A 23,167-nucleotide genomic window follows, 5' to 3' on the forward strand; every position below is an offset into this window, starting at 1 on the left:
TTGCTTTGAATGGATTCATCCGGGAAGCACGGAAAGAATTCACATTTATGAACTAACTTGGGAAGGATTTAGAGATGGGTATTACGGTTGTTGGGCTGGGGCCAGGAAACGGCCGTTTCCTCACCAGAGCTGCTTGGGACGTATTAAGTCAGGCAAAAGAGCTGTATTTACGCACAGGGCGGCATCCAGCCGTAGCTGACTTGCCGCCAAGCGTGACGTGCCACACTTTTGACCATATTTATGACCGTGCTGACAGTTTTGAGACTGTCTATGAAACGATTGTCGCCGAACTGCTCAAGCTAGCGAAGCAAGCTGAGGTCATTTATGCAGTGCCGGGACACCCTTTTGTCGGGGAATCTACCGTGACGCGGCTTGTTGCTGAGGCAGAGAAAGCGGATGTGCAAGTTACAGTAGTTGCTGGTTTGAGCTTTGTGGAGCCTTGTTTAACGGCCGTTGCCCAAGATGGCATGGACGGCGTGCAAATCTTTGATGCAATTGAGCTAAGCCAATACCTGTACCCGCCTGTGAATCCAGACTTTCCCCTGCTGCTGGGGCAGGTGTATAGTCGGATGTTGGCTAGTGAGTTGAAGTTGGTGTTAACGGCCGTTTACCCAGATGAACACCCCGTTACCCTTGTCCACAAGGCTGGCGACGATGATGAACTGATCGAGCAGGTGCCGCTTTATGCCATTGACCGCAGCGACCAAGTGAACCATCTCACCAGCCTGTTTGTACCACCCTTGCCCAATTTATCTTCGCTAAACGCCCTGGCTGAAACGGTGGCCATTCTCCGCAGCCCAGATGGCTGCCCGTGGGATCAGGAGCAGACGCCACAAAGTCTGCGCAGTGGCTTTTTGGAGGAAGCTAGCGAGGTGTTGGCCGCCTTAGATGCTAACGATGTGGCCGAACTGCGCGAGGAGCTGGGCGATGTGCTGTATCATTTGGTGATGCAAACCCAAATTGCCAGCGAAGATGAAGAATTCCGGCTGACGGACGTAATTGCCGGTATTGATGCCAAGCTAAAATATCGCCATCCACACGTGTGGGGAGATTGGCAAGTAAATGACAGTACGGAAGTGATCCACAATTGGGAGATGCTCAAGGCAAAAGAGAAGGCAAACCGCTCCAATTCTTTGGTAGACAATATCCCTGAATCGCTGCCTGCATTGGCACGATCCCAAAAGCTGCAAGCGCGGGTGCGTAAGGTGGGCTTCGATTGGCCCAGCATTGATGGTGTGTACGAAAAAGTGCAGGAGGAGATTGCTGAGCTGCGTGAGGCTGTCACACCTGAGCATCGCGCCGAAGAACTGGGTGACTTGCTGTTTGTAACCGTAAATTTAGCTAAGTGGCTGGATATTGATGCTGAATCAGCCTTGCGCGAGGCAAATTTGAAGTTTAGCCGTCGTTTTCGTGCATTGGAAACGCTGGCAGCGCAGCGAAACTTGGACCTTGCAAAGATGGCAGCGGATGATTTGGAAGCCCTCTGGCAAGAAGTGAAGGTACGGCTCATGGCGTGAGCCTGCTTGCCAAATGGTATCGGGTTGGTTAAAGTAGTCGCGGCTTTAATAATCGTGGATTTGATGTACAGGAAGGAGGCAGTGTGACGGCCGTTTTGAACATTGTCTTTGCTGGCGTGGCTGGCGTGGCAATTCTGAGTGCGCTTTATTACGGGGGACGCGCCGTGATTCGTCGTGGTCAACCAACTGATTCTGCCTACAATGTGGGGCGGCTGGAAGCACGTCGTTCCGTGCAGATTGACCTGATACGGGCATTGGCCTCGATTGTTGTCGCGCTTATTTTTTTGGGGGCTTTTGGACTGACACCGCGCCCTGTGGAGCCGCTTATTTCCCCAACAGAACCAGTCTTGGTGGAAGCAACAGAAGTGCCAACAGAATTGCCGGTGGAGACAATAGTGCCAACTGATTTGCCTGCGCCTGAACAAGCGATCCCCACCGCAGAACCTACGGCCGTACCCACCAATCCCCCAACGGACGAACCCACAGCCGCCCCAACCAACACGCCAGAGCCAGTTTCCAACACAGCTATCGTTAGCAGTGGCGTGGGCGTCTGGCTGCGGGCCACCCCCAGCACCACTGGGGAGCAGCTGGAATGGCTTCTGGATGGTACCGTCCTCACCTTGCTCGATGGCCAGGAAACGGCCGATGATCTGCTGTGGCAGCAAGTGCAAACCGAAACTGGTCTTATTGGCTGGGTTGCTGCCGATTTCATCCTCATTTCTGAATAAACCAAAAATGAGCCAGGAGGCAATCCTATATGCCTGAAGATTTGAAGATAGATAATAACGGCCGTTCCATCCCCGTAAGCATCGACGCAACCGCAAACATTCTGCAAGCTTCATTTAAACATTACTTTGAGATGGCGATGGACCATCATACCAAAGCAGCCACTACATCCAACTTTTTGCTGATTATCGTGGGGGCGATTATCAGTTTTGTTGGCTTTGATACGGCCGTTGGCGGTACAGTTGATTTGGTCAGCGGTGTAGCCGTGTTTGTGATTGGTCTATTTGGCATCGTGTGGACCCGAAAACAGTTTGAGCGGTACACCTATTGGCAGCACATTGCTCATCAATATCAAAAAGAGTTGGCCAAAATGGTGCCTGAGCTAATAACTGAGGATGTCTACCGAATAGGAGCGGAACGTGCTGCCTTGGAGAAGTATTCATCCATAGCTAAACTCCATGAACGTTGGCTATGGGCTTCTCTTCATGGCATCATAGCCGTCATTGGCTTGGGGTTAATGATGCTTGCCGCCTAAAAGCTGAAATTTCCCTACTTTGGGTGCTGGGCGCGGTTGAATTCGGAAGGGGAGGTTGTTTTTACGTTGGACGTGGCTTCTTGCCGCCAGGTGGAGACGGTTTCATTGTATTTGGGGGATTGGTGGCGGAAGTAGGTATCATACAGCTCCGCGTAATGTCCGCTTTGCTGCATCAGCGCGTCGTGGTCGCCCTGCTCAATGATGCGGCCTTTTTGTAGGACGATGATCCGGTCAGCGGCGCGCACGGTGGAGAGGCGGTGGGCAATGATAATGGCGGTGCTGTTGGCCATGATGAGATTGAGTGCCTGCTGAATTTGGGATTCGGTAAATGGGTCTACGCTGGCGGTAGCCTCATCCAGGATGAAGATGCGGGGGGATTGCACCAGCACGCGGGTAAGGGCGACAAGCTGCCGTTGCCCCATCGAGAGGCGACTGCCGCGCTCGCCTACTTCACTATCTAGCCCGTTTGGCAGGGTTTCTAGCCACTCCCCTTCGCCGATGCGTTGGGCCATTTCCTCTATTTCGGCGTTGGTGGCTGTGGGACGGCCGTATCGAATATTTTCTGCCACCGTACCTGCAAATAAAAATGGCACCTGAGACACAATGCCAATTTGCTGCCGAAAGGTGGTCAGATCAAATCCACGAAGATCGTGCCCATCTACCTGAATCTTGCCTGCCTGGAATTCATAGTAGCGGGCGATGAGCTTGATGATGCTAGATTTGCCTGCACCCGTGTGACCCACCAGAGCGATGCTTTCACCGGGCGCGATGTGCAGCGAGAAATCATCCAGCACCTGCTCCTGCTCTGAATAGCGGAAGGAGACGTGGTCAAACACAATTTCGCCGCGCAAATTTTGGGGTTGGATATTGTTTGATTGCGTAACGGCCGTTTCCACATCCATGAGCGCAAACACCCGTTCCGACGCAGACAGGCCCGCTTGAAACTGGCTCCAAAAGGCGGAAAGGTTAGTGACGGGAAACCAGAAGCGGTCGATGGTCGCTACAAAAAGATACCAGGCTGCTACGGTAATGGCCCCAGCAACCGCACTGCGACCGCCAAAATAGATAAGAACGGCCGTACCAATGCCTGCCAAAATATTCAACGTCGGGAAAATATTGGCAATCACAAACCCGCGCCGCACGTTGATGCTGTACGCTTGCCGATTGACGCCTAAAAATTCATCGTAGATTGCTTGCTCCTGACGGAAATTCTTGGCCACGCGAATGCCCGTTACTGCTTCCTGAATGGATTTGTTTACTTCACCCAAGGCTCGCGACCCTTGCTGGGTAACCCGCCGCGCCAAATTGCGAAACCCCAGCGCGGCTATGGCTACAAAGGGAGCCATTGCCAGCACTAGCAGCGTCAGCCGCCATTCAATGGCAAAGAGCGTCACAATCAAGATGAGGGCAACAGCGAGCTGGTTGATAACGTCGGTGCTGAGGACTATCACCTCGCCAAATTCCTGCGTATCGCTGGTGATGCGGCTAACGATGCGCCCAGAGCTGTACTCATCGTAAAAGGAAAGGTCTTGGCGGGCGGCGGCGGCAAACGCATCTTGGCGCATGGCTAAAATGACGTCGGCAATCATTTCAGAGGTGAGCTGCCGACGTATCCAGTTAAGTGCCCAGTTGCCCACGCCCGTAAAAAAGACAACGCCAATCAGCAGCGGGATGAGCCGCTCGCTGCCGCCGTCGGCCATCACGCCCACGGCGTTGGAGACGATGAGGGGCAGGGCGGCCCCCGCCAGAGCCATCAGAAAAACGCAGACGGAAATGATAATGACTTTGCGCTTGTGGGGGCGAAAGTAGTGCAGAATGCGCTGCACCAATTGTTTATCGCTGTATTGGCGGTCGTAGGCTTCTGCTTCCAAACCGCGCATGACGGCTGCCATAGAATGTCCTTCGAGGAGATTGGAGACTGGAGATTAGAGATTAGGCTATCTTTTCAATCTCCAGTCTCCAATCTTCTTTTTGTTTACAAAATGCGTTGTCCCAGTAACGATGCTGCCAGCTCCACAGCCAGTTCGGCCGTTCGGTTCATGGTATCAAGGATGGGATTTATTTCAACGATGTCCATTGACTGTACCCGTCCGCTATCCCCCAGGATTTCCATGAGAAGATGGGCTTCGCGGTAGCTGAGGCCGCCGGGAACGGCCGTTCCCACCCCAGACGCTTCATCAGGATCAAGGCTATCCATATCCAGGCTGATGTGAATGCGTGGAAAATGGCGCAGCCGGTCAATCGCTTGCCGCGCTACGCTGGCCATCCCCATCTCGTCCACATGCCGCATGGTAAAGACGCTGATGCCGCTGCGGGCCAGCCGAACCCGCTCTAACTCATCCAAATCACGAATACCAATTTGCACAATTTGGCGTGGCTTGAGCTTGGCTCCTGGACTTCCAACGTTCACCAATGATTCCGGCCCCTCGCCTACCAGAGCTGCCACCGGCATTCCGTGGATATTGCCGCTGGGAGAGCTTTCTGGCGTGTTGAAATCGCCGTGGGCATCAATCCAGATGACACCGAGCGGTTCGTCCTGGGATTGGGCGGCAATGGAGCCAATGCTGATGCTGTGGTCGCCACCCAGGAAGATGGCAAACTCATCGGCTAGGACGCATTTGCGGGCGATGTCGTAGATGTTTTGGCAAACGGCCGTTACCGTTTTCAACCGTCTTGCCCCAGATTGGGCGATATCTTCCTCAGGGTTAGGGACAGGGACGTTGCCTTCGTCGAAGACGGTGTGCCCTAACCGCTCTAGTCGAGCTTGCAGCCCGGCGTAACGGGCTGCGCTGGGCCCCATGTCTACACCGCGCCGACTTTGACCCAAATCCATAGGCACGCCAATAATGCGAATATTTCGTTTGTGCAATGTGCGCCTCTCTTTCATGAAAAATGTGGTAAGCGTATTGTCACTCATCCAGGTGGTTGGGGCAACTTGCCAGTGAGCGGTTTTCAGTGGGTCAGTGGTCAGCGCAGTTCTGATTACTGAATACTGTTTACCGATTACTGCTTCCTGTATAATCCGGTCATGACATCTTCGCTGTTGCAAAATCGTCAATTACCCTGGCCCACAAATTGGAACGAGATTTTTGGCCGCTCTGCCCCGCTGATCATTGAAATTGGCTTTGGCAGTGGTCATTTTTTGGTGGATTTGGCCCAGAAACGGCCGTCGGCCAACGTCATGGGCGTGGAAATTTCGCTGCCCTCGCTGGAAAAGGCACAGCGCAAGGTGAAAACGCTTGGTGTGCAAAATGTGCGCTTGCTGCAAAGCGATGCCCGTTACCTGCTGCAAGCTCTCTGCCAGCCGGAATCCATCAGCGAAGTTTACATAAACTTCCCAGACCCATGGCCGAAGGCGAAGCAGCTTCACCGGCGGCTGATTAACGTAGACTTTTTGCATCTGTTGGCAACGCGCCTGGTGCCTGGTGGCCTGCTGGATGTGGCCACCGATCATGCTGATTATGCGCTGGCCATCACCGAAGCATTGGAGGGCACACCGTACTTTGAAAGCCGCCTGCCAACCACATTTGTAACGGAAGACAATGAGCGACTGCGTACCAAATATGAGCAAATTGGCTTGGACGAGGGACGAACCTGCCATTACTACAAATTTGCGCGTTGTGAAACGGCCGTTCCCCAAAGCTACCCCATCCTCAAGGAGTTTCCTATGCCCCACGCTGTGTTGCAATCCCCACTGCAATTAGATGAGATTCAGGCTAGATACGGCCGTTGGCAATATTCTCACAACGATTGCCACATCAACTTCATGGAACTGTTCCGCGCTAGGGATGATGAGGCACTATTTGTGGAAGCATACATCAAGGAGGCCCCCGTAGCGCAGCGGCTAGGGTTGGTCATTCGGCAGCGAGAGCCGGGAAATTATGTGATTAATTTGCATGAGCTGGGTTTCCCACGCCCCACGCGGGGCGTGCAGCTTGCCATTGGGCAGTTGGCTACCTGGCTGGTGAGCCTGCACTCGGAAACCGAAATTTTGCACCACAATTTATTACCAGACGCGTTGGAGCCGATGCGCCATGCAGCTTGATCTGGAACTGTACCGCGAGGAAGCGCAAGTTGAGGCCAATGTACGCATTAGCTATATTCACATCGCCCCAGAACGGCCGTTGCACACCATCCTTTTTGTTCATGGGTTTGGTGGCCGGGCGCGGCAGTGGCGCTACCAAATTGAGCAGTTTGCCATCCACAATGAGGTGATTGGGCTTGATTTGCGCGGACACGGCCGTTCCTCGCGGCCCGGTGGCGGCTATGAGATGGATCGTATTTTGGCCGATATATTGGCCGTGCTGCGCCATTGCGACGTGAACCGACCCATTGTGCTGGCTGGGCATTCCTATGGCGTGGCCATCGCCACCGAATTTGCCTGGCGTTACCCCGAGCGCGTGAGCCACCTCATTCTCATTGCCGGGGCAGGTGAATACAACATTTTGCCAGCTTATAAGGTGATGTTCCGTCTGCCGGAACCGCTATTGCGACTATTTCAGCCGATAGCCAACCGCGCCATGGATGCCTCGCTGTACGCCTTGCAGGAGATGTATCTGCACAACATGCGCCACTGGCGTGGCTGGGACAAATTCCCGGAGCTGAAGCCCAAAACGATGGTGATTTTAGGTAATAAGGATCGTGTCTTGCCGCAGTCGGCGTTTGAGCGGGTGGGGGAACTGGTGCCGGAAGGGTCTGAGGTGATCAACGTGGGCGTATCGGCGCACATGGTGATGCTGGAGCGGCGCGACGCGGTGAACCGGGCCATTGAACGCTTTTTGGAGGGAGAAACGGCCGTTCCTACCCATTCTCGTTGGCGCAGCGATGTGGAGGCAGCGGGTCGGGGCGGCTTGCTGGCAGAACGTCCCTGGCTAGCAAATTATGAGACGGCCGTACCGCCTACCATTGACGTGCCGCGTTTACCCCTGACGCGGCTGCTCGACCGCGCCTGGCGACGTTTTCCCAATCGGCCAGCCATTCGCTTTATGGGGCGCACCCTCAGTTACCGCTCCATGAGCGCACAGGCAGCCCGCTTTGCTAATGGGCTGCTCTCGTTGGGCATTAAAAAAGAGGCACGGGTCATGCTGCTGCTGCCCAATCTACCCCATCTGGTAATTGCCTTTTACGGCACGCTGCGCGTCGGGGGCATTGCCGTCATGGCAAACCCGCTGGACCCGCCAGAAGAACTGGTGCGTCAGGCCAATGCGTCTGGGGCAGAAGTGCTGGTGACGCTGGGGCGATTTAGCAAAACGGCCATACAAATTAAAGTCCAGAGCAGTGTACGCCATGTAATCTATGCCAGCGTCGCCGACTATCTGCCGTTTACGAAGAAGCTGGCCGCTAGCTTAATGCCATCCCAACGCCGTGCCGATCAACTGCCAGACCAGGCCGCTGGATCGGATTTTGCCTGGAGTCGCTGGCTACGCCGCTTTCGGCCAGAGCCGCCCAGAGTAACCGTGCGGCCAGAAGATACGGCCGTTCTCCAATTTACCAGCGGCACGACGGGAATTCCCAAGGGCATCATATTGACGCATTATAATCTGGTGGCCAACACCATGCAGGTGCGCCTGTGGCTCACGGACGTGCGGGATGGCCATGAGGTGATGATGTGCGTAGTGCCATTTAGCCACGTTTACGGCATGACCTCCGCCATGAATCTGGCGGTGAGCGTGGGTGCGAGCATGGTGTTGCTACCTCGTTTCGATACGGAGGCGGTGCTGCGTGCTATTCGGCGCAACAAGCCTACACTCTTCCCTGGCGTTCCGTCAATGTACGTAGCCCTCAACAACTTCCCCAGCGTGCGCAAATTTGGCATTGATTCGATTCGAGCCTGCATTAGCGGGGCTGCGCCGCTGCCGATTGAGGTAAAAGAGACGTTTGAGAAGCTCACCAAGGGCAAACTGGTGGAAGGGTACGGCCTGAGTGAAGCCAGCCCAGTAACGCACGCCAATCCGATAAACGGCCGTCACAAAGCGGGTTCTATTGGCCTACCCCTTCCCAGCACCGAGGCGCGCATTGTGGATTTGAAGACGGGACGGCCGTTGGCCGCTGGGCAAATTGGGGAGCTAGTGATTCGCGGGCCACAGGTGATGCGTGGCTACTGGCAGGATGAGGCGGCTACCCTGGACGTAATTGACAAAGACGGTTGGCTGCACACCAACGATGTGGCCCGCATGACGGAAGATGGTTACTTCCAGATCATTAGCCGTCGTCAGGATAGCTGGCAGGGGGAAGATAAAAAATTGGCCTTCCCGCGCGATGTGGAAGAGGTGATTTACGAGCTGCCAGAGGTGCGCGAGGTGGTGGTGGTGGGCATTGCCAACCAGCCCGTGGCCTTTGTGAGCTTAAAAGAGAAGACGCGTATTCCGGCCAAAACGATTATCCAATTTTGCCAGCGTCGCTTGCCGCCCAGCCAGGTACCGCGACTGGTCATTTTTGTGAAGGAGTTCCCGCGTAGCTTTATCGGCAAAGTGCTGCGGCGAGAGCTAGTGTCGCAATATCGTCAGCAAATTCGGGCTGAGGGGGGCAGCGTGAGTCAGCATCTGGCCGGGTTGGATGATACGGCCGTTGAATAACATTGATTTATGAGAGGTGCTGTTTGGCCACTTGCAGCACGGTTTCCAGGCGATACGGCTTTTGCAAAAAGCCCGTAGGGCGTGTGCCTGCCATCTTTTCCAATATTTCTGCTTCTGTATAGCCAGATGAGAGAATAATTTTGACGTTGGGGTCTATCTGACGCAGTGCCTCAAACGCTTCGATGCCGCTCATGCCAGGCATGGATAAATCCAAAATGATCAAACCAATTTCATCCCGATGGGCTGTGTACTGGTCGATCCCTGCTGCACCGCTGGCTGCGGCCAGGGTGGGTATCTCTTCGAGGTCTAAAATGTCGCCAATGGCTTCGCGCACCTGTCGCTCATCATCAATGATGAGGACGCTATTTTGCTGAGCGGGTGGGGGAGAAACGGCCGTTGCCACTGCCTCATCGGCTATGGCTTCCTCAGATGGGAACAAAAATTGGAACGTGGTGCCTTTGCCGACCGCGCTGGTGGCCCGGACGCTGCCCTGATGCCCGCGCACGATGCCCATGACGGCAGCAAGCCCTAAACCGCGCCCTGTGCCTTTGGTTGAGAAAAACGGATCAAACATGCGGGATAGTGTGGCCTCATCAATGCCCTTGCCTGTATCGCTTACTTCTAGCAGCACATACTCTCCGGCAGCGATGCTGTCGTTGTGCGGACGCCACGCGGGTAGCTGAGCATCTGTAAGCTGATGTGGCATTGTTTTGATGGTGATGATGCCCTGATTGGTGCCCAATGCTTCGGCAGCATTCAGCAACAGATTCATGATGATTTGCTGAATTTGCACGCTGTCTGCCTGAATGTTGGGTAGGGGATTATGCAGCTTAGTGTGGAAGGTGATGTTGGCTGGCAATGCATCCTCAAACAGATGGAGGTTTTGTGTAATGAGTTGATTGAGATGCACCGTCGTAATTTCAAAATGGCCTTGCCCTGTGTATGCCAAAAGCTGCCGCGTAAGCAATGCGGCCGTTTCTGTGGCTTGGATGGCTTTGTCTAAATTGTTTTGGCTCAAATGGTTCGGCTCAATTTTGGCTTTGGCGATAGCGATTTGGCTCATCATGGCCACTAGCAGGTTGTTGAAGTCATGTGCCAGGCCACCGGCCATAAGGCTTAGGCTTTCCAGCCTTTGGGCGTTTTGTTCGGCTTCTTCCGCCTGCTTGCGGATAGTGATGTCTTGAATGCCGCTAATGTGGGCCGCCTGACCCTGGAAATCAATTGTTTGGCTCACCAGCTCAACAGGGAATGTGCTGTTGTCTTGTCGGACGCCCGTGGCTTCCAGCACAATTTTTTGATTTTGTTTCATATTTTTTTCCAGGGAAGTGCTGTCTTCTAACTTAAAAAATTGTCTTATGCTTTTACCCAACACATCGTCAATGGCTGAAAAACCAAACATCATAGCAAAGCTAAAGTTTGCCTCCTGAATTATGTGATCAACCGTGATGACGATGCCGTCAAACGAGGCTTCCACAAGCGCGCGAAAGTTCTCTTCTTTTTCGCGCAGGAAGGCACGCTGCTGTTTGAGGCTGGCTTCAGCCTGCTCGCGCTCGCTTACTTCACGGCGCAGCTGCTCGTTGGTCTCCGTTAGCTCTTCTGTGCGTTTGCCTAACGTTTGCCGAATTTGTTGAAGCGCATGTTCATTAAACCGAAGCGTTTCTAGCGTGAGCCGCAAGGAGACATAGGAAGCACCAAGCAAGGTAAAGGTCAAGAACGCTTGAGACATCTCTTTCATGAGGGTGTTTGTCTCGGTTAGGGGCATCGCTAACAGAGGAATTTGGCCTTTCAGCGTGGCCATAATGAGCAACACAATGGTGATGAGCGAAATGAGTGAATAAATGACGGTAACGCGCCCGCGCAGCAGCAGCAGCGTAATGAGAATGAATATGGCGTAGGCACCAGGGCTGGGTATTTGGTTGCTACCGTAGAGGAGCAAAAAGATGGTTATAGAGAGCCAGAAGACGGCCGTAAAGCCATGAGCCAACCATTTAATGTTGTTTGTTCTCAGGAACCACTCGCCAACCAGTATGAAAAGAGCATAGACGATGGTTATTAGCAGATCGTTGATGGAAGAATCGCCACGAAGCAGAAAGAGGAGATTAGCCAGCAGCAGCGAAACGGCCATTGTCCGCAGCATTCGCCTCAAAAGCATACGACGCATCTCGTTTGCTGTTGGTGTGGCTATAGATTGTTCATCTGCTGCCGGTTGAAAATTGTTCATAGGTTGCTCGGAAACCATTCTTCTGTTCAACTCCTGGACGCTAACTGATTGTATCAGACTCGGTATCGTTTAATTTGAAACGGTTGTGAGGATGGCCATTTTCATTGCTGATAGATGATTATCTAATGAAGTTTTGCCGTTTCTCAATTCAATGCGATAAAATTCAACTGTCATTGCCGTTAATAAAGTTCTTTGTTCGGCAAGGACACTGTCTCATTGATAAAAACATAAAATGATTGATTGGAGCGTTTCGCATGAGTCAAGTTAAGTTAGACCTTCCCCACTGGGATTTCAGCACAGTTTTTCCTGGGCTAGAATCCCCTGAGTTTGAAGCAGGATTTCAGGATGCCATCGTTGCCATTGCCGACATGGTTCAACTATTTGACGACAATGGCATTAATCGGTTGGAAACGGCCGTTCCCGTTGATGATCAGCTCGTTTCCCTGTTCGATACCATCATCAATCGCTTTAACGCCATTGACGAACAAATTCATATTTTACAGGTTTATCTGTATGGCTATCTGACCACGGATTCTCGCAATACCGAGGCACAGGCGCGTCACAGCCAATTGTTGCCCCACCTTTCCCGGCTGTCGCTGCTGGGTACGCGGGTTACTGCCTGGATTGGCTCGCTGGATGTGGAGGAACTGCTAGATAAATCGGCCGTAGCGCGTGAACATGAGTACATGCTGCAAAAAGCGCGGCAGCAGGCCCAGCATCTCATGTCGCCAGAGCAAGAAGATTTGGCAGCAGAGCTAGCCCTGATGGGCGGCAGCAGTTGGAATCGTTTATTTAATAATTTCACCTCGCAGATTACGGTGAGCATTGAGCGAGACGGCAAGACAGAAGAGATGCCGTTGACGGCCGCCCAAAATTTGGCGTTTGACCCAGATAGAGAGGTGCGGGCGCAGGCGCATCAGGCGGTGTTGGATGCGTTGGCGGAAGCGGCCGTTCCCATTGCCGCTTGCCTCAACAGTCTGAAAGGTGAAACGCTGGCCCTTACGCGGCGGCGCGGCTGGGATGATCCGCTGGACATGGTGCTGTTCCAAAACGCCATCGATCGGCCCACGCTGGACGCGATGATGGCGGCCACCCGCAACGCCTTCCCCGACTTTCAGCGATATTTGAAGGCGCGGGCTAAAGCACTGGGGCGGCCCAAGATGGCCTGGTACGACAGGCTGGTCCCGCTGGGGCAGGGTGAGCAGAGTTGGGCCTATCAGGATGCTACCAACTTTGTCCTGACGCAATTTGGTACCTACTCAAGCAAAATGCGTCGTTTGGCGGAGCGCGCTTTTAGCGAAAATTGGATTGACGCCGAGCCGCGCGACGGCAAGCGGGGCGGGGCGTTTTGCATGGGGCTGCGCGGCGACGAAAGTCGCATCTTGACAAATTTTGAGCCGGGCTTCTCTGGCGTGAGTACGTTGGCACATGAATTGGGTCATGCTTACCACAATGTGTGCTTGGCCGAGCGCACGCCACTGTTACGCAACACGCCGATGACGCTGGCAGAGACAGCCAGCACGTTTTGCCAGAAAATTGTGGAGAATGCGGCTTTGGCAACGGCCGTTCCTCAAGATCAACTTATCATTTTAGACGGCCTGCTGGAATATGCGGCGCGGGTGGTGCTGGGTGCCAGCAGCAACTTCATGTTTGAGGAGAAGTTGTTCGAGAAGCGCAAAGAGCGGGAGCTGTCGGTGGAAGAACTATGCGCTCTGGACGAAGAAACCCAGAAAGCCTCATTGGGAGACGCCCTGGAAGAAGGATCGCTGCATCCATACCGCTGGGCATATGTACCACACTATTACGGCTCTACCTATTACAACTTCCCTTACACCTTTGGCTTGCTGTTTGGCCTAGGACTATATGCCCAATATCAGGCAGAGCCAGAACCGTTCAAGGCGGGGTACGACGAGCTGCTTTCGATGACCGGCATGGGCAATGCGGCCGATTTGGCCGACCGTTTTGGCATCGACGTCCGCAGTGAGGCGTTTTGGGAAGCTAGCCTGGACGTGCTGCGAGCCGACATTGATAAGTTTGTTGCTTTGGTTGAAGCGGCTGAATAATTTGAACTTTTTATCAAAGATTGCGCAGATTCAAATATCGACGCTACGCACACAAGCAAGAAGTACACCAATTTCCCCCCACCATGCTGGTCGCCCTGGTGACCGTAACGCTGAATGCGGGCTTTTTGTGCTTGGAAGACAGAAGTAATGGGTGATTTGATTCATCTGGGCAATCTGCTACATTAGCCGAGATGGATTCTTTAACTCAACTTCACAAAGAGATGCGGACGTGCCGTCTCTGCCTGGACGCGGGGTATGCAATTGTACCGGGGGCCGTATTTCGCGGCAGCGCGGGGGCGGAGGTGCTGCTGATTGGGCAGGCTCCTGGGGTAACGGAGGTAGAGGCGAAACGGCCGTTTAACGCCACCTCGGGTACGCGCTTGTTTCAATGGCTGGGGGAAGCTGGCTGGGATGAAGCTCAGTTTAGAGCACGACATTACATGACGGCCGTTACTAAATGCTATCCGGGCAAGGGTAAAAACGGCAAAGGGGATCGCGTCCCCAGCAAGGCGGAGCAAGCCCTCTGCCGCCCCTTTTTGGAACGAGAAATTGCCCTGGTGCGCCCCAAGCTGATGATTTTGGTGGGTGGCCTGGCGATTAAGCTCCTGTACCCGGCCAAGATGAAGCTGAATGAGGTGGTGGGAACGGCCGTTTACTTCCCACCCGAAACGCTTACCAATCCAGTGAACTTTAATTTTGAGGACGCTTTGCCTGTTTCGGTCATCAGTCATCAGCCTAATCTCCAATCTCTAATCGCCAATCTCGACAGAAACGGCCGTCTCGTCGTCCCCCTCCCACACCCCTCTGGAGCCAGCCTATGGCCCAACAAGCCCGCCAATAAAGTCCTTATTGCCAAAGCGATTCAAATTTTGCATACTGTTCGCAGCGCGTGGAATCTGTAGTTTGCAAACGTAATCAGGACTGGCAGTCCTCACAAAAAGTTTTTGCACATTAGCAAGTAAGGACTGCCAGTCCTCGGTAAAAGGGGGCAAACCCAAATGACGAATCAAAACCCAGACCTGGATCAACTCTCTGCGGCCGAACTGCGCCGACGGCTGATTGTCGCGCAAGAAGAAAACAAGGTGCTGACGGAAGCGTTCCAAACCCTTACCTTTGATCTCCGAGCGCAGTTGAGTGTAATTGCTGGCGCAGCACATTTGCTTCTCGAAAAAGAACAAGAGCTCTTTCCACCCCTTGATCAGGAACAAGCTGAAATAGCTGAGATGGCAGCAAATGGTGCCAATCGTGCGAATGAAATCATTTACAAGACATTAGAGATGGTTGAAAATGCAAAAGGTGTTGAAAATTTGGGTGCTAGTTTTCTTCTGAATTACCGACGTGAATTGCAGGAAGCGAATCAGCAACTGGAAAGATTGAACGTTAAATATCAAGCCACGCAGGATGTTCTGCAAAACTTCAGGCATGAAATATTGGAAGCCGTAAATCGCATGATGGGATCTAGTCGGCTTTTTTTGGAGCAGCCTGAGTTAATGGGAGGCCCTTTAAACCGTGAACAGCTTGAAGGCATCGAGATAATTTGGCAATCTGCAGAACATAACTATGAAATTATCAAGCATTACTTTTTTGATCTATTGAGAGCAATAGAGGTAGTTGATGAAGAACCGGAGCCAGAAGCGGCGACGCTGGCAGAAATTGTTGCGGGGACTGAGTTTGTGGTTGAGAGTGAGTTGGCTTTGGAAACGGCCGTTTCCATCAACAGATATGAAGCCCAATCAATTATCAACCTGCTGGCAAGGGGCTGGTTTCAAAGAAACAAAGGGAGCGTTTTGGAAGTAACGGCCGTATCTGATGATACTCTCCGCTTTCACTTCCCCCACACAGCACAAATACGTAATAACATCGAAGATATTCTTGATGACGAGACGGGGCAGTTAAAATTTACAGAGCGGCAACGATATTTTGATCCGGTTGGTTTGGCAACAGGGCTAGTGGAAAAGTATAGCGGTGCCGTGTACGTAGAATTAACAGGCGATAGCACCGGTCACCTCTCCTTCACCTTGCCAATTTACCACGAAGAATCGTAGGGGCAAGGCAGGTGGCCACGAGCCCCCATATTGCGCCGAATGAACCTCTCCACCTGCCTTGCCCATTCCACAATGCAAACCGTCTGGTTATTGCGGTATTTGGGCGAGGCGGTTGGAGAGTTTGTCATACCGTTTTCAATTGATCGAGGCCAACCGCCTCGCCCCTACCAGATGAACGTTGGGAAAACGTTGATCTGGCGTGTTTGGTCGCTTTTCCTGATTGCGCTACAATGCACAGTTGATAATTTGATTGTGAAATTGGTGGTGCCTGGCACCAATGAGATACGTATCGTTTTATGGGTTTAGAGCCAGTTATCAGTTTCCAAAATGTAGATAAGCGGTTTGCCTTTACCAAAGAAAAGCCGCAGTCTGTGATGGAAACGTTCATCAAGCTGTTTTCGCGGCGCAGGGGGCCGAAACTGTCTGCCGAATCGCTGTGGGCGGTGCGGGATGTGAGTTTCGACGTGCTGCCGGGGCAATGCTTTGGCATCGTCGGGCGCAACGGCAGCGGCAAAAGCACTATCCTGAAGCTGATTGCCCGGATTTTGCGCCCAAACAACGGCCGTATCCTCATAAACGGCCGTGTCAGTGCCTTGCTGGAACTGGGGGCTGGATTCCACCCAGACCTCACCGGACGCGAGAACATTTTCCTCAACGCCGCCCTGCTTGGCTTCGACGAAGCCAGCACCCATGCCTACTACGATCGTATTGTGGAATTTTCTGAATTACAAGAGTTTATCGATATGCCGGTGAAACATTACTCCTCCGGCATGTACATGCGACTCGGCTTCAGCGTGGCCATCCACATGCAGCCAGATATTCTTATCGTAGACGAAATCTTAGCAGTAGGGGACCAGGCGTTCCAATCCAAATGTATCGATGCCATCATGGGGATGAAAGACCGAGGCGTCACGATTATTATCGTCAGCCACAACATCAATCTGGTGCGAACGCTCTGCACCCACATTTTGTGGATCGACAAAGGCGTTCCCCAAGCGTATGGTCCGGTGGATGAAATTGCCGCTGACTATGTGGCCCATGCTCATCAGAAATCAGGGCAGCCAGTTTCGGCCGTTTTTGCCCGCACCGGTTCTGGCGAAATTGAGATAACCAGTACCCGTTTTTTAGACGAGCACAATGAACCGCAACAATTATTTGCTACCGACGCGCCGATGACGATTGAAATTGGCTATCTGGCTCACCAACCAATCGTCAATCCCGAATTTGGCTTGGCCATTTTTCGGCAGGATGGTGTACAGGTCAATGGCCCCAATACCAAGCTGGCAGGGGTCGATTTGGGTACGCTCGTTGGCGAAGGGGTGGTGCGGTACGAAATTGACCGCTTGCCCTTGCTGCCAGCCACATATTTGGTATCAACGGCCGTTCACGACCGTCGCACGCATCAATGTTACGATTTCCATAAACAAGCCTACCGCTTCCGCATTGAAGCCGGAACGGCCGAAGAGTTAGATGGCTTGGTGCAACTGCCTGCACGTTGGCAGTAAGCCCGTTTCCAGCCAGATTCTGTGTGAACAAGTACAGTTTTTCTCGCCAATCAGCAAACATTGCAGCGAAATGGTAATACGTAAAAGCGAAGCAAAATCTGCTTCAAGGAAATAGGTGTAATGATAAAGAGAACACGTTTATTCCTTACAATTTTGATTGCCCTGCTCACCCTAACAACGGCCGTTTGGTTGCTGGCTGAAGAAGAAGGTGGAGCTAGCACAACCAATGGTTTCATCACCGAATACCCCATTCCCGTTGCCAACAGTGCGCCCCAGAGCATTGTCGTCGCCTCAAGTGGGCCGCCAGCAACTGTCTGGTTTACCATGCCAGATGCTGACGCCATCGGGCGATTAGTCGTCACGGATGCTGTCAATTTCACATTTTCGACCTTCACCACAGTCGATGGCATCACCGCTAGCAGTGCGCCGCACGATTTAGTCTACGATGCCGCCAATAGCCTCATCTGGTTTACAGAGCCAGGCAATGCCAGCCTGGGTCGGCTAAATATCACCAATGGAAATATCACAGAAATTGCTTTGCCGGGTAGCCATGTGCCCTTAAACCTGGACATGGCGCCCAACGGGCTTCTCTACATCACCTCCCCAACGACCAACCACATACTTAGCTACAATCCCACAAGCACCAACTTCACCCTTTATCCTTACAATGGTGTTGGTGGCAACCCAACGCTTATTGATATTCTTGGCAACAACAGTATCTGGTTCACTTCCCCTGCAACTGACAGGGTTGTCGAATTAACGCCTTCATCAGGCAACTTTGTCAGTATTCCTGTTCAAGACATTTTAAGCAGCCAGACGCTCACACCAACTGGCCTTACGCTCGACGCCTCTGATCCCTGGATTACCGCTAGCGAAGCAAATCGCATTGGTCGCTATGCCGAAGGAACCTTGTCATTATGGCGATGGTACGAACTGTTGCCTGAAAATTCTGGCACTTCGGCAATTACATATACATCTAGCGGCACCTACAAATACCTTTGGTTTGTACAAACAGATTTGGGGCAAGTCGGCCGTATGACCTTAAACTCTTCCGACAATGACCTACTCCAGCATATCGCACATTCCTTATCCGGTGCAGCTAGCCAGCCAACCGACGTTGCTGTGGATGAAAATGGAGTTGCCTGGATAACAGGCAAAGGGAGCAACGTTATTGGGCAATGGGTTTCCCCATATGTTAATTACGTGAATTTGCCGCTAGTTCTCAGGCCATAAATCCAATAAGCTAAATGCGCCCTTCGAGTGCAAGATTTCACTTGGACCAGGGCACAAATCCTTCGTATGAGGTTCGTAATAATGAAACATACAAATAATACCCACCCCAAAATTGGTCTCACACTTCTTTTTTGTGTTGCCATGATTGGTGTTTTTATAAGTAGCTCATTACCCGTTCAAAGCCAACCAACTGAGAGTACAGGTGGCACCGCAGACGCCATAACTTACTTGCCCCTTGTCCAAAATCGGGTAGATGGCTCACTTGGTATACCAATTTTTGGTTTGCAAATGTACGGCACTACCTCAGACAGCAGTAAATATCACAGCTATTTGCTTGAATCAGATGCCTCCTGGCTTCGCGTAGAAATTTCCTGGGCTACCGCAGAGCCAACCCAAGAATCCCCTCCTGTCTATAATTGGACAAGCATCGACAATGGGCTCGCTGCGGCACGTGCAGATATGGGAGGATTGAACATTGTCGCAACCATCAATCGAGCCCCTTCCTGGGCGGTGGTTGAAGAAGAAACAGGGCCAGTCAAACCAGACAATCTGGAAGATTTTGCCAATTTCATGGGTGCATTGGTTGAAAGGTATGATGGAGACGGCACCGATGATGCACCTGGTTCACCAGTCGTTCTTTATTGGGAAATGTACAACGAGCCGGATAGCAATACAGATAAGAGCGATCCCGATTTTTTGCCGCCCGTGAGCTGGGGGGATTATGGTGAAGAGTATGCCTACATGCTAGAAGAAATATATCCGGCGGTGAAGGCTGCCAACCCTGCTGCGCAGGTGGTGTTTGGAGGCATTGCCTATGATTTCCTTAAATCAAATGGTGGTAAGTTTGTTGACTCCTTCTTAACAGATGTTTTGGATGAGGGGGGGGGCGACTACTTTGACGTCATGAATTTCCATTCATACCCAGCCTTTTACCCGCGATGGACCACAAACCAGGGGTCTGGATTGCTGCAAAAAGCTAACGCCATACGCAATGTTCTGGTGTCGTATGGTCTGGACAAACCAATGATCGTTACTGAAACAGGGTGGCACGACAACAATGCCTCAGGCCCCATTATTCCTGGTTCGCAGCAAATACAGGCGCGGTACGTTGTGGAACTGTTTACACAGGGGATGGCCGCAGATTTGGACATTGTAATTTGGTGGTTGCTTTATGATATCGGTGGAAGTTATCCTTATGATGCTGGCTTGGTGACAAATGCTGATACACCTGTTGAGAAACTTGCATTTCAGGTATACCAGGATGTTGTTGGGGAACTCTCGACCACCCACTTTGAAAGAACGCTTTCTAATACGGAAACAGGCAACAGCTTAATGGAAGTTCACCAGTTCAATGACAACGTTCTGGAACGAACGTTGTATGTTGCCTGGCTCAATCGGGTGGACACTACTGCTACATCATCTCTACGAATACCCGCTTCTTCTGCAAATGTTAAAAACAGTATTACCGGTAACGAATTTATGGTTAGTGATGGTAATGATGGCGTGATAGATGGTCACATTACCGTGACTGTGGGAGCAGATCCGCTCTTTATTGAGGTGGAAAAATAACAATGTTAAAACAAGTTGTATTGGTATGTAAACAAAAAAAGGTGCTGTTTTCAGGTGTTTTGCTCATTCTGTTTTGTACGGCCGTATTTCTCATAAATGCCCAACAGACACAGTTTGCTGCTGCTGGCAGCACACAGACACTCTATTTGCCCGTAGTCAGTAATGGTACGCCTGCCCAATGCCGTTTCGGTGTGAATGTTATTCAAGACCCAGCCAATGTGGAAATTGAGAAGCTAAATCTGGGTTGGTACCTGAATTACAACACCAACAGTAGCCCGGTTATGACGAGCTTGGCATCATTTGTGCCCGTCGTTCGCTTGACCCAAACAGGGCAAAATGCGGAAGATTTTAGTTACAATCCCAGTGGCACTGCTTTGCTGAATGCAATTGCAGCAAACCCTGGTGCGGACTGGCTCATTGGCAACGAGCCGGATCGGGCTGATTTTCAGGACGACATGGAACCGCATGTATACGCGGCTGCCTATGCAGAGCTTTATAACATTATCAAAACGGCCGATCCCACTGCCCGTATTTTTGCCGGAACCATTGTGCAACCAACACCTATTCGCCTTGAGTACCTAGACCTGGTGCTGGACAGTTATGCTGTACAAAATAGCGGGGCCTCAATGCCAGTTGATGGGTGGAGTATTCACAACTTTATTTTGAATGAGGTAAGTTGTGATTATGATCCCGGCAATTGCTGGGGGGCAGAAATTCCGCCGGGCATTGATGCTGATTTTGGTGAGATATTGAGCATTGATGACAATGACAACATGACCTTGTTTACGCAAAGAATCGAAAATTTCCGGCAATGGATGGCTGATAATGGCTATGCAGGGTTGCCGCTGACCGTCTCAGAGTATGGGATTTTGATGCCAGATTACCTGGGATTCGATGATGCACGGGTCAACGCCTTTATGGATGCATCATTTGATTACATGCTTACGGCAACTGACCCTATGCTAGGTGACCCAAATGATGGCTATCGGCTGGTGCAGACGTGGTCTTGGTTCAGTACGGGGGCTGTAGGGGATGTTTACAATGGCTATCTGTTTGAAGGTATGGAAGGCGTATATCCCTGGAAGTTATCTAACATGGGCAAAAATTATGCCGATTACACCAAGTCGCTGGTGCCGCAAATAGACCTGTACGCGTCTGATTTTTCATTTTCGCCAAGTAATTTGACGGCTCCAGCGAACGTTACCTTGAAAGCCCAAGTAGCAAATAGCGGTACGAACGTGTTGGCAAAGAACTTTGTGGTTCGTTTTTATAATGGCGATCCGCAAGCAGGCGGTACCCAGATCGGAACGGCTCAGCCGGTCTCGTTGAAGGGGTGTGGGCACAACACGGCCGTTTCCGTTGTTTGGTCTAATGTGCCCGCAGGATCATATGACCTGTTTGTCGTCGTGGATGCCAATGACGGGGTAGGGGAAATAAACGAGCAAAACAACACGACCAGCTTGCAAATATCAGTTGGAAATTAAACTGAGATTGTGATGGGCTGCGGCAGATTTAAGTTAGGAACGGCCGTTTGCCCATCCAATTCACCCTGCATCTTTTCCAATGCATCGTAAGCAGCAAGCCATCCAACACAAAGCACCGCTCATTTTACTTGCGGTGTTGAGTGTGTTAACCATCATAACGTTTACTTGGCTGGCTCAGAAAACCCCGGTCATTGCAGACACCTCGGGGTACATTCATGCGGGCCTGCGCGTTGCCAATGGTCAAGGCCTCACCTTTGCTGATCCAAACAATGAAGCAATTGGTCAATTTTTTTCACCCTTCGCCTTTCAGATAAAGCAAGCAAACAACTCCCAGCTATACCTTGGGTATCCTCCCGGTTTTCCTTTGCTTTTAGCGTTGCCAGTTGCGTTTACAGGTATGTCAAGCGCCATTTTCTTTGTTGTCCCTTTTATTTCTGTCTTGGGCTTACTGTTCACATTTTTGCTTGGAAAGTTAGTAACCGGCAATAATTGGTCCGCTTTACTCGCCACCTTTTTATTAGCAACTTTACCCGCCTATTGGCAATTTGGAACAGATGCTTGGTCAGAGGTTCCTTCGCTGGCGTTTATCTTGGCCGGAACCTACTTCTATCTTCTTTCTCGTGAGGAAGATGTGAGTTCTAATAAGTTTGTTACTTATTCTGTTTTGGGTGGCACCCTGCTGGTTTACAGTCTATTTATTCGATATGCAAACATTACGTTCTTGCTGAGTATTGGTCTGGCAGAGCTTTTGTACAAACCAGCACAACTCCTGCGTCCTTCCAAAAGATGGTATTTTTATTTGATTTTAGCGGTAGGATTAGGACTCATTCTGCTGTTTAATCATTTCTATTACGGAGGTGTTTCGCTAACGAGCTATAGTCCAGAGAATGGCTGGTATACGTTTTCGCCATTTGCTTTTGAGTATGCCTTAGGGCCAACGAAATCAAACTTACCCATCATTTTTGAAACGTTATGGGACAATTTTTCGATTTTGCTTTTGCTAGCGCCTGTTGGGGTGATTTTTTTACCCAAACGGTATCGGTTACTGTTTGTTTTTAGTGTGCTTAGCTCAATGCTTCTGTATAGTGTCTACAGGTTTTCTGCAACAGGCATTAATAGCCGCTTCCTCGTGCCAACTTACCCTTTTCTGGCGATTTTAGTGGCTGAATCCATAGCGAGGTTTCTGCCAAAGGTACGGCCGTTTGCTGTTCGTGTAGGCATTCTTATCTTGCTAATAGGGTTGACTGGCTGGCGCATTCCAGCTCAAATAGATGCGCTCGAGGCACGCAACGAAGAAGCAGCGACATTGACCAAAAATGTAGCCACCTGGGTTGCGGATACCCCAGAGAATTCAGTAATTATGAGTTATGTGCTGAATGATCAAATTGCTTACTATGGCAATCGTTCAGTGTTAAATTACCGACGCATTCCACAGTACGATCCCACAGTGGACGAATATCGGTATGACCTGCTTGAGCCTTGCCTTGTTTATGCCATCGACACGTTGCTGCTCAATAGCACCCCGGTTTTTTATATTGAGGATGGCGATCCCCCACTTTACAACTCAAAAGCCCGTTTGGAAAATTATTATGAGCTGGAGCCTTTTCGTCTCAGCCCCAAAATGTTTGCCGTGCAGGCTGCTGAGTTAGCCGCTCCAAGAGAAGTAAGTGCTAGCTGCTCGCCATAGCTAGTGG

The 23,167-nt window shown here is 51.5% G+C and carries 16 protein-coding genes; 13 read left to right on the forward strand and 3 right to left on the reverse strand.

All coding sequences use genetic code 11. From position 1 onward, the window contains the following. Nucleotides 1-74 precede the first annotated feature (74 nt). The 3 genes from mazG (at nucleotide 75) to ACOQPU_RS21910 (ending at nucleotide 2,778) form a co-directional block, all read left to right on the forward strand. Nucleotides 75-1,517 carry a nucleoside triphosphate pyrophosphohydrolase gene (gene mazG / locus ACOQPU_RS21900; protein ID WP_420641967.1) on the forward strand — a complete coding sequence of 481 codons (1,443 nt, stop codon included), beginning with the start codon at nucleotides 75-77 and terminating at the stop codon, nucleotides 1,515-1,517. Nucleotides 1,518-1,600: 83 nt separating this feature from the next. Beyond that, nucleotides 1,601-2,245 carry an SH3 domain-containing protein gene (locus ACOQPU_RS21905; protein ID WP_420641968.1) on the forward strand — a complete coding sequence of 215 codons (645 nt, stop codon included), beginning with the start codon at nucleotides 1,601-1,603 and terminating at the stop codon, nucleotides 2,243-2,245. 29 nt (nucleotides 2,246-2,274) lie between these two features. Then, nucleotides 2,275-2,778, forward strand: a complete 504-nt coding sequence (locus tag ACOQPU_RS21910) for a hypothetical protein (protein ID WP_420641969.1) — start codon at nucleotides 2,275-2,277, stop codon at nucleotides 2,776-2,778. Nucleotides 2,779-2,792: 14 nt separating this feature from the next. Here ACOQPU_RS21910 and ACOQPU_RS21915 read toward each other — a convergent pair whose 3' ends face one another. Continuing rightward, on the reverse strand, nucleotides 2,793-4,670 hold the full coding sequence (locus ACOQPU_RS21915; RefSeq protein ID WP_420641970.1) for an ABC transporter ATP-binding protein: 1,878 nt from the start codon (nucleotides 4,668-4,670) through the stop codon (nucleotides 2,793-2,795). Between the two features lie 83 nt (nucleotides 4,671-4,753). After that, nucleotides 4,754-5,665, reverse strand: a complete 912-nt coding sequence (gene rocF, locus ACOQPU_RS21920; protein WP_420645862.1) for an arginase — start codon at nucleotides 5,663-5,665, stop codon at nucleotides 4,754-4,756. A gap of 141 nt (nucleotides 5,666-5,806) precedes the next feature. Between rocF and trmB the strand changes: the two genes are divergently transcribed. Continuing rightward, nucleotides 5,807-6,823, forward strand: a complete 1,017-nt coding sequence (gene trmB / locus ACOQPU_RS21925; RefSeq protein ID WP_420641971.1) for a tRNA (guanosine(46)-N7)-methyltransferase TrmB — start codon at nucleotides 5,807-5,809, stop codon at nucleotides 6,821-6,823. Beyond that, nucleotides 6,813-9,353, forward strand: a complete 2,541-nt coding sequence (locus ACOQPU_RS21930; protein WP_420641972.1) for an alpha/beta fold hydrolase — start codon at nucleotides 6,813-6,815, stop codon at nucleotides 9,351-9,353. The genes trmB and ACOQPU_RS21930 overlap by 11 nt, the downstream gene beginning before the upstream one ends. Nucleotides 9,354-9,360: 7 nt before the next feature. Here ACOQPU_RS21930 and ACOQPU_RS21935 read toward each other — a convergent pair whose 3' ends face one another. Then, complete coding sequence (locus tag ACOQPU_RS21935; protein WP_420641973.1) at nucleotides 9,361-11,574, reverse strand: hybrid sensor histidine kinase/response regulator; 2,214 nt, start codon at nucleotides 11,572-11,574, stop codon at nucleotides 9,361-9,363. A gap of 254 nt (nucleotides 11,575-11,828) precedes the next feature. Between ACOQPU_RS21935 and ACOQPU_RS21940 the strand changes: the two genes are divergently transcribed. From ACOQPU_RS21940 to ACOQPU_RS21975, 8 genes are all read left to right on the forward strand, one after another. Further along, the gene (locus ACOQPU_RS21940; RefSeq protein ID WP_420641974.1) at nucleotides 11,829-13,637 is read left to right on the forward strand and encodes a M3 family oligoendopeptidase; all 1,809 of its coding nucleotides are present in this window, start codon (nucleotides 11,829-11,831) and stop codon (nucleotides 13,635-13,637) included. Between the two features lie 191 nt (nucleotides 13,638-13,828). Then, nucleotides 13,829-14,539 (forward strand): uracil-DNA glycosylase family protein, encoded by a 711-nt coding sequence (locus ACOQPU_RS21945; RefSeq protein WP_420641975.1) that lies wholly within the window; start codon nucleotides 13,829-13,831, stop codon nucleotides 14,537-14,539. Between the two features lie 96 nt (nucleotides 14,540-14,635). Continuing rightward, nucleotides 14,636-15,682 carry a hypothetical protein gene (locus tag ACOQPU_RS21950; protein ID WP_420641976.1) on the forward strand — a complete coding sequence of 349 codons (1,047 nt, stop codon included), beginning with the start codon at nucleotides 14,636-14,638 and terminating at the stop codon, nucleotides 15,680-15,682. Nucleotides 15,683-15,978: 296 nt separating this feature from the next. Continuing rightward, entirely contained in the window at nucleotides 15,979-17,187 is a 1,209-nt protein-coding gene (locus ACOQPU_RS21955; protein WP_420641977.1) for an ABC transporter ATP-binding protein, read from the forward strand. Nucleotides 17,188-17,307: 120 nt separating this feature from the next. Continuing rightward, nucleotides 17,308-18,420 (forward strand): virginiamycin B lyase family protein, encoded by a 1,113-nt coding sequence (locus ACOQPU_RS21960; RefSeq protein ID WP_420641978.1) that lies wholly within the window; start codon nucleotides 17,308-17,310, stop codon nucleotides 18,418-18,420. 81 nt (nucleotides 18,421-18,501) lie between these two features. Continuing rightward, nucleotides 18,502-19,989 (forward strand): cellulase family glycosylhydrolase, encoded by a 1,488-nt coding sequence (locus ACOQPU_RS21965; protein ID WP_420641979.1) that lies wholly within the window; start codon nucleotides 18,502-18,504, stop codon nucleotides 19,987-19,989. A 2-nt stretch (nucleotides 19,990-19,991) separates the two neighbouring features. Beyond that, a complete protein-coding gene (locus tag ACOQPU_RS21970) occupies nucleotides 19,992-21,473 on the forward strand; it encodes a CARDB domain-containing protein (protein ID WP_420641980.1) in 1,482 nt (493 codons plus the stop codon). Between the two features lie 79 nt (nucleotides 21,474-21,552). Further along, nucleotides 21,553-23,160 (forward strand): hypothetical protein, encoded by a 1,608-nt coding sequence (locus tag ACOQPU_RS21975; protein ID WP_420641981.1) that lies wholly within the window; start codon nucleotides 21,553-21,555, stop codon nucleotides 23,158-23,160. The last annotated feature ends 7 nt before the right edge of the window (nucleotides 23,161-23,167 follow it).

It is taken from the genome of Candidatus Leptofilum sp. (assembly GCF_965223285.1).
Classification (GTDB): Bacteria; Chloroflexota; Anaerolineae; order Promineifilales; family Promineifilaceae; genus Leptofilum.